Source organism: Synechococcus sp. R3-13 (assembly GCF_047462195.1).
GTDB lineage: Bacteria > Cyanobacteriota > Cyanobacteriia > Thermostichales > Thermostichaceae > Thermostichus.
The window spans coordinates 1-7,416 of sequence record NZ_JANSIO010000179.1 but is presented as its reverse complement, the minus strand read 5'-3'; the positions used below and the strand labels follow the sequence as shown (position 1 = coordinate 7,416).

The 7,416-nt window shown below is 57.1% G+C and carries 5 protein-coding genes and 1 pseudogene; 2 read left to right on the top strand and 4 right to left on the bottom strand.

Annotated elements, in window-relative coordinates:
• Positions 1–1,189: phosphoglucomutase/phosphomannomutase family protein (locus NW856_RS05430; RefSeq protein ID WP_414399444.1), on the top strand; the 1,189-nt coding region annotated here is incomplete at its 5' end.
• Positions 1,190–2,123: 934 nt separating this feature from the next.
• On the opposite strand, the gene NW856_RS05425 is transcribed toward NW856_RS05430, so the two are convergent.
• The gene (locus NW856_RS05425; protein WP_414374063.1) at positions 2,124–2,759 is read right to left on the bottom strand and encodes a hypothetical protein; all 636 of its coding nucleotides are present in this window, start codon (positions 2,757–2,759) and stop codon (positions 2,124–2,126) included.
• A gap of 406 nt (positions 2,760–3,165) precedes the next feature.
• Here NW856_RS05425 and NW856_RS05420 point away from each other — a divergent pair, with 406 nt between their 5' ends.
• On the top strand, positions 3,166–4,542 hold the full coding sequence (locus tag NW856_RS05420) for a hypothetical protein (RefSeq protein WP_414399443.1): 1,377 nt from the start codon (positions 3,166–3,168) through the stop codon (positions 4,540–4,542).
• A 59-nt stretch (positions 4,543–4,601) separates the two neighbouring features.
• Here NW856_RS05420 and NW856_RS05415 read toward each other — a convergent pair whose 3' ends face one another.
• The 3 genes and pseudogenes from NW856_RS05415 to psaB form a co-directional block, all read right to left on the bottom strand.
• Positions 4,602–6,158: a phytoene desaturase family protein gene (locus tag NW856_RS05415; protein WP_414399442.1), complete on the bottom strand. Its 1,557-nt coding sequence runs from the start codon at positions 6,156–6,158 to the stop codon at positions 4,602–4,604.
• Positions 6,159–6,239: 81 nt separating this feature from the next.
• Complete coding sequence (locus NW856_RS05410) at positions 6,240–6,821, bottom strand: Uma2 family endonuclease (RefSeq protein WP_414399441.1); 582 nt, start codon at positions 6,819–6,821, stop codon at positions 6,240–6,242.
• Between the two features lie 107 nt (positions 6,822–6,928).
• A pseudogene (gene psaB, locus NW856_RS05405) lies at positions 6,929–7,416 on the bottom strand (photosystem I chlorophyll a apoprotein A2); the annotation flags it as partial.

Below are 7,416 nucleotides of genomic sequence, written 5' to 3'. Positions count from 1 at the left end.
CCCAGTTTACCTCTCCACCTGTGTGGCCCCAACGCCGGCCTTTAGCTGGGGTGCCAAGGAGCGGGGCTGCCACGGCGCTTTGGTGATCACCGCCAGCCACAACCCCCCCCACTATTCCGGCCTCAAGGTCAAGGGAGGATTTGGTGGCTCCGTGCCGCCGGAAGTTACCGCCGCCATCGAGCAGGAGCTGCAAAGCCTCCAGCCTCTGGGATCCCACAAGGCCCCCATCCACACCTGGGATCCCTGGCCTGGCTACCTGGCCCAGCTCAGCCGCTTTGTGGATCTGGAAAAGCTCAAAGGATCCCCGGCCAAGATTTGGGTGGATGCCATGTTCGGCTCAGGAGCGGGGGGCCTCACCCGTCTGTTGGGGGAGAAGGTCATTGAGTTGCAGGCGCATCGGGATCCCTTGTTTGGGGGATTTCCCCCCGAGCCCTTGCCCCAAAACCTGCAGGCTTCTGCTCAGATCATCGCGGCGGATCCCGCCCCCTTGAAAATGGGTTTGGTCTTTGATGGGGATGCCGACCGCATTGCGGCTCTCGATGGGCAAGGCCATTTCCTCAGCCCGCAGATCCTGATCCCCATCTTGATCGACCACCTGGCCGGGCGACGCGGCTTGCGGGGCGAGATTGTCAAAACCATCAGCGGCTCCGAACTGTTTGTTAAAGTTGCACAGCACTATGGCCTACCGGTTACGGAAATGCCGGTGGGCTTTAAGTACATCGCCGAGCGCATGATGAGCACCCAGGTGCTGTTGGGCGGAGAGGAATCGGGCGGCATCGGCTACTTGGGCCACATTCCCGAGCGGGATGCCCTGCTTTCGGCCCTGTATCTCATCGAAGCGGTTACGGAAACCGGCCAAGATCTCAGCACCATCTACCGGGCTTTGCAGGAACGGGAAGGGTTCACCTCTGTTTACCTGCGCCGCGATCTCCACCTCGCGGATCAAAACCAACAAACCCAGCTCTTCCAACGGCTGCAAATGGATCCCCCGGCTGAGATTTTGGGGCAGAAGGTGATCAAACATTTCGACAAAGATGGCCACAAATTCACCCTCGCCGACGGCAGTTGGGTGATGATTCGCGGCAGCGGCACCGAGCCTTTGCTGCGGCTGTACTCGGAAGCCAAAACCCCGGAAGAAGTGAATCGCCTGCTGGATTGGGCAGCCGGCTTGAACAGCACAACAGCTTAATATCCCAGATAATCTTTTGCGCAAAGCTGGATCCCTTTGACTCTTGAGTGCAGAGACTGAGAGGCTGCCAAACTGCGGCAGCCTACAGGGTTGGCCTCTCCCCCCAAGCTCTGCTGAGCAGCATAGGAATGCTCACAGCTTGACCCATCTGCCTCACTTTTACTTGGGTCAAGGGTAAGAACTCTAATTAAAAGAAAGTTACCATAGCTTGACCAGAAGTCGCTGGCGGCGCGCCATTGCTCAAGAGAGTAACAGGTGGATTGGTGTAGGTCGCAGGCATGGGGGTCGTTTGTTCGACCAATACAGAAACTACGCAGGAGGCGCCTGCTGCTAGGCTTCCGTTCATGAGAGAAATCGCGGTCCCAGGGGTAAGCATACCACTGCAGGTGTTTGAGGTAACTGCTGGACTCGTAATTTGTAACCCTGTGGGCAAAGTGTCGATGAAACTGAGGCCGGTTATGGGAACAGTTGCAGTGTTCGTAATTGTGAAGACAACAGCCACGATGTTGCCGTTTGTAGTCGAGTTAGGAACAAACTGCTTATTAAACCCTGGAGCAGGAACCGACAGGGGGCCTGGAGGCAGGCCAACGATGCTGGGAGAGGGATTGGGAGTGGGCAGGGGCGGGATCGTCGGCGCCGACACAGGAGGGGGCACAAGAGGGCTGGGTTGACCTGGGGGAACAGATCCAATCGGAGGAGTGGATGGCAGCCCTACCCCCGTTCCTCCAGGTTCTGTATTCGGGTTTTGCACAGGGATGATTGGCCCTGGCAGCGAGCTGATTGGATTCCCCTCTTTAGTTTGTTGACAAGCTGTTAGCAAGCCCAAACACAGGCAAGCCAAAACCCCAGCTACTTTTCCTGTTTTCATTCCCTCATCCTCCTGCCATTCAACTCTCTCGTGGCACAAACCCAAACAGCCTTACTCAGCTCTAGCTTAGGGGGCTTGGGCGTCCGCTTCCAGACTCAGAGCTTGACCAAATGAATCTCGAATGACCACGATTACCAAAACCCTTTCTCCTGTAGCAACATTGGCAGTATAGGCAGCCGGGTCAGCCGGAAAGGTAAAGCCGCCGGTGAGGGTGATCCCGTTGATTCGGTCGTCGTAGCTATTGCCTCTGCCTATCAGCGTATTTCTAAACTGCTCAATTGCCGTCGGCAAAAAGATGCTGGTAATATCCGTGCCGCGACTGATGTTAAAAAACTGAACCTCTACGCTCCTGATCACTCCTGGAGCAAATAAGCCGCTCAAGGTGATAGTTACAAAGGCGGATCCCACTGATGAAAGATTAAACCCCCCAGTTAGACTAGGCGGATCCGGAAGGTCGGGTTGAACCGGCGGCGGGGTGATGGGGGCAAAGTCCGGCCCTGGGCGAAAGGTGATAGGCGTGAGATTGGGGGCAATCGTGGGGGCAACGGCCACAGGAGGAGGCGTGGCACCGCTAGAAGCCAGTAGAGGCGGCACCCCGCTGGTGGTCTCGCTACTGCAGCCGGTAATCAGCGCAACCGAAGCACAGGTTGCCCAAAGAGAGAGGCCGCCACGGCCAAGGGCTGAGCCAAAACGTCGTCTCATCGAAAAATCTCCACTCACTCACACCACATCAAATGTCTTAGGCAGCGTCCAGCGGGGATCCACCGAGCTTGCTCAAGTCTTATGCATCTGCACAATTTCAAGGGGGATGCCTGCTGTTAGTTCTACTGCATCCTAGAGCGTTGTCAAGCGAGCGGCAGAGCAAATGCAAGAAATTGTTCTGGAAATGGCCCATCCCCTAGATATGGGGTATCATAGCCTCGAGCAGGGGCGGCCAGCTTACCTGTAGCGTTAGGGGTTGGGTGCCTTCTCCCCATTTTGTGTGTGGATTTGCCCAGATTTAAGGTGTGTGAGGAAGTGCCGTATGAACTTCAAAGGTCGCTCGTTGGCGGTTTTGTGTGGAGTCTTGCTGCTAGGCGGCTGCGGAGAAGTTAATGAGTCTCCGACCTTGCCTGGGCCCGTCCAGGTGGATCCGGCTGCCTTTGTCTCGGCCCAGGAGTATCGCTTTACCCCCGGCTCGGTGCTGGAGACCACCAGCCTGCGGCTGGACTATGTCAATCCGAGGTTTGATCGGGGTATCCCTGTGCGCACCAACCCCCTCCAAGGCAGCGGTGAAGCTCGCATCGCCAATGTTGAAGCCCGCATCTTGCCTGTGAACGAGATCCCAGCCACTGAGCTGACGATTGACTCAACTCTTCGCTCCAGCACCCTGGCCATCCAAATTGGGCGAACCACACCGCTGGTGAATCTTATTGCCTTCGGCCCTAATGACGGCAGGCTATCTACGCAATTTAATATCGCCGGGCTGGTTGCAGTTTCAACCCTCCCCAACGACCAGCGCATTCGGGTGAATACCACCTTCAGGACTATCCGAGATGACCGCACTGTTTTAACGCTCACCGTGCGCCGAATCTTGGTGAATAGGAATGGCAACCAAGTTGTCCTAGAGGGAGATTCTTCTCTCATTGTCCGCACCACGGGGGTACTCTATGAAGATCCTGGCCCAGGTGGCAACCCGCCAGCAGGAAGCTTCGTGAACCCAACAGAAGGAGTATCTGCCATTCTCCAGACAGGTAGTTTCTCCGCCAGCTTTGTGGTGCGGCAGCGGGGGGTTGCGGGCGATGGCACTCCCGAGGACGCCTTGGCTCTCTTTGCCCGCCTAAACTTCCGTCCCAACCAGGCGGAGATTGTCTATCGTCCTGCCCAGGTGGGTACGCAGTCGGTGCTGTTTGCTCCAGATCCGACTCGACCGAACATCTTGCCCAATCAGTTGGTTCGCATCCGCCGCCTGTTGAACGGTCGTGTTCAAGCGGAGTTTGATCCGGCCAACACCAGCACAGTTCTCAACTTTGTGCAGGTCAGCCCGCCGCCACGACCTTTCCCCACACCGATACCGCAATTGCCGGTTCCTGATCGTCCGGGTGCCCCAACAGTCTTTGATTACTTTTTCTCATTGCGCACAGAGCGCTCTACAGGTACCTTACCCGGCTCGCCCGTGGAAGGAGACAACCCTCAGCCCGTTATCCTTCAAGGCATTGTACCTACCACAGGAGATTTCGTCTTCCGTACCCTGGCCGGAGCACAATTGGCGGGGCCGTTTAACCGGCTTGATATTGGTGGGGGAACACAAAGAGGAAATCTGAACCTTGTCTTCGATTCAACGACCTCTGCTGAGCGCATTTCCGGCCAGTGGTTCCTGGAACAAGAGTTCCCCACCGGCAACGTTGAAGGCGGTACGGCGGATGAACCAGGAGATGCTCCTAGCCGAGAAGGGGCCATTTTGATCATCCGTGGGTTCTTTGAGGGAACTGAGGTGCGGCTGTAACCCAGGCAACCCGTTTGATCCCAGAGCAGGGATCCGCTCTGGCTTGGCCTTTTCGTCGGTCAGAGCTTGGGTAGATCGCTGAGCACCACCTGTGCGCAGTTGTGGCCAGGGATCCCGGTCACTCCGCCTCCTGGGTGCGCTCCTGAACCGCAGAGGTAAAGGCCGGGGATGGGGGATCGATAGTCGGCCAGGCCGGAGATGGGCCGCAGGTTGTAGCTTTGATCCGGCGTCATTTCCCCGTGAAAAATGCTGCCCCCCACAAGGCCGAAGCGGGCCTCCAGATCCACGGGCGACAACATCTGCCGCGCGATCACGGCGTTTTTAATGTTGGGGGCAAATTGGGCAATTTTGTCGATCACCCGATCGGCAAATTCCTCCCGTAGGCCATCGTTCCAGTCCCGCCCCTTGGGTTGGTAAGGCACAAACTGACAGAAACAGGAGAGAATGTGCTTGCCTGGGGGAGCCATCGTCGGGTCGGTGGGGGATTGGCTGTAGATCTCGATAAACGGATCCCGGGAAGGGATCCCGTACTTGCAGTCATCCCAAGCCCGCTCCAGATAGGCCACCGAGGGGGCAATATCCACTGTGGCAGAGCTGACAACTTCTGGGGGCACTTCAGCAGGGGCTGCTGTGTAGCGAGGCAATTCTTCCAAGGCCAAATTGAGCTTGTACACCGGGCCTGAGGTGCGGTAGTGCCGTTTTAGCCGGTCACGCAAGTCTGGGGACAAAGAGGAGCAGAGTCGCAAAAAGGTGATTTGGGGATGGGCATTGGAGAGAACCGCCCGCGCCCGCACGGTTTCCCCCGATTCGAGGATAACCCCAGCGGCCTGCCCACTCTCCATCAAGATCTCCGCCACTGGAGCAGACGTGCGGATCTCCACCCCTAAGTCCAGAGCTGCCTTGGCCATCGCTTGGGTAATGGATCCCATCCCACCGCGCACATAGCCCCAGACCCCACGCGAGCCAATGGCCCGACCTACCGCATGGACCAGCCAGATGTAGGGCGTACCCGGAGTCATCGGCCCGGCTGAGGTGCCGATCAAAGATTGGGGAGCCATCGCCGCCTTGACCTGCTCCGACTCGAAGAATTCATCCAAAAGATCGGTGGTCGAGAGAAGCATGATGCGGCGGAAATCGTCTTCATAGCCAGCAGCTGCAAAGCGATCCGCCAGTTGCCCCAGTGAGATCGGCGGCTGCATTAAGGTTGGCTCCACCACCTCGTTCACCCGATCCCAAAACTCCTCCCAGCGGTCGTAGGCTTCCGCATCTTTGCGGGAAAACTTGGCAATTTCCGCCTTGCTCTTGGCGCGGTTATCGGCATACAGGAAGAGGTGCTGCCCATCCGGGAAAGGCATGAAGTAGGAAGGTTGCTTGGCGTAGACCTCAAAGCCATAGTCCGGCAGGCGCAAATCGCGAATGATCTCCGGTCGCAGCAAACTACAGGAATAGGAAGCCACCGACACGCGAAAGCCCGGGTGAATTTCTTCTGTAATGGCAGCACCACCAACGGTGTGATAGCGCTCCAGCACCAGCACTTTTTGCCCGGCCTTGGCCAAGTAGCAAGCGCTCACCAGCCCGTTATGCCCGGCCCCAATCACCACCGCGTCGTAGCTCATCAACAATCCTTCTGCAAACGCTTCTCCACCCACAATACTCCTGCCAGCCAAGATTCGATCTGCCGGCAAGGGATCCCTGCCTTAACCGATGGAAAAAACCTGATCCAGACTCAACTCTCCAGCCCGGATCCCTGGGATCCCAACTTTTTCCTTGGGGGTGTAAGCCTCTCTTTTCTGGTAAGCTCCCGACCCTGTTGGCAAGCTGTACGTCTCTAGGCAGTTCTCTTGCAAGTTCAAGATCCAGTAGTTGGGGATCCCGGCTTTGGCGTAGAGTCCGAGTTTGACTTCCCGATCATAGGTAAGGGAAGAATCAGCCACTTCGATGATGAGATAGATGTCTTCGGGCTGAGGATGCCGAGAGCGGTACTCATCCTGCTGAAAGCGCACAATGGCAAAGTCGGGCTCTGGCTCGTGATTGGGGGGCAGTTGCACCGGATCCTGGGTGCGCACAATAGCTTGCTCCTGCACAAGGCCCACCAACAGTCGGTACAGGCGGCTACAGTAGGCGGCGTGCCTCTCCCCTTTCGTCATCTTTTGAACCAGGAGCCCGTCAATCAGCTCCAACTGATTGGGCTCTTCAATCTGTCCAGACTCAATCAGTCGATGAAACTCCTCAAAGGTATATCGCCTGATATAGGGATCCAATCGGGCGGCTAGAGTCATCGACCAAACTCATCAGACCCTAAACTTCATATCACCACTCTACCAACCCACAAAAAAGGGATCCCTGGACCAGCCGAGGGATCCCTATTCAGCAGGTTATGGGCTTGCTACCCCGACTGAGAGGCTGTCGAGGCGATAACAAAGGCCGCGTAGGTCAGCACGTAACCCACCGTGAAGTGAGCCAGACCCACCAGACGACCCTGCACAATCGACATGGCCACCGGCTTGTCTTTCCAGCGGATCAGCTTGGCCAAGGGAGTGCGCTCATGCGCCCACACCAAGGTCTCGATCAGCTCTTGCCAGTAGCCGCGCCAGGAGATCAGGAACATGAACCCAGTTGCCCACACCAGGTGGCCGAACAGGAACATCCAGGCCCACACCGCCAGATTATTCATCCCATAGGGGTTGTAGCCGTTGATCAACTGAGCAGAGTTGGCCCAGAGGTAGTCCCGCAGCCAGCCCATCAGGTAGGTGGAGTTCTCATTGAACTGGGCGGTGTTGCCGCTCCAGATCCCCAGGTGCTTCCAGTGCCAGTAGAAGGTGACCCAGCCGATGGTGTTCAGCATCCAGAACATGGCCAGGTAGAAGGCATCCC

Coding starts and splice junctions, on each gene's coding strand:
- NW856_RS05425 (WP_414374063.1), bottom strand. CDS start 2,759: ATGAGACGACGTTTTGGCTCAGCCCTTGGCCGTGGCGGCCTCTCTCTT.
- NW856_RS05415 (WP_414399442.1), bottom strand. CDS start 6,158: ATGAGCTACGACGCGGTGGTGATTGGGGCCGGGCATAACGGGCTGGTG.
- NW856_RS05410 (WP_414399441.1), bottom strand. CDS start 6,821: ATGACTCTAGCCGCCCGATTGGATCCCTATATCAGGCGATATACCTTT.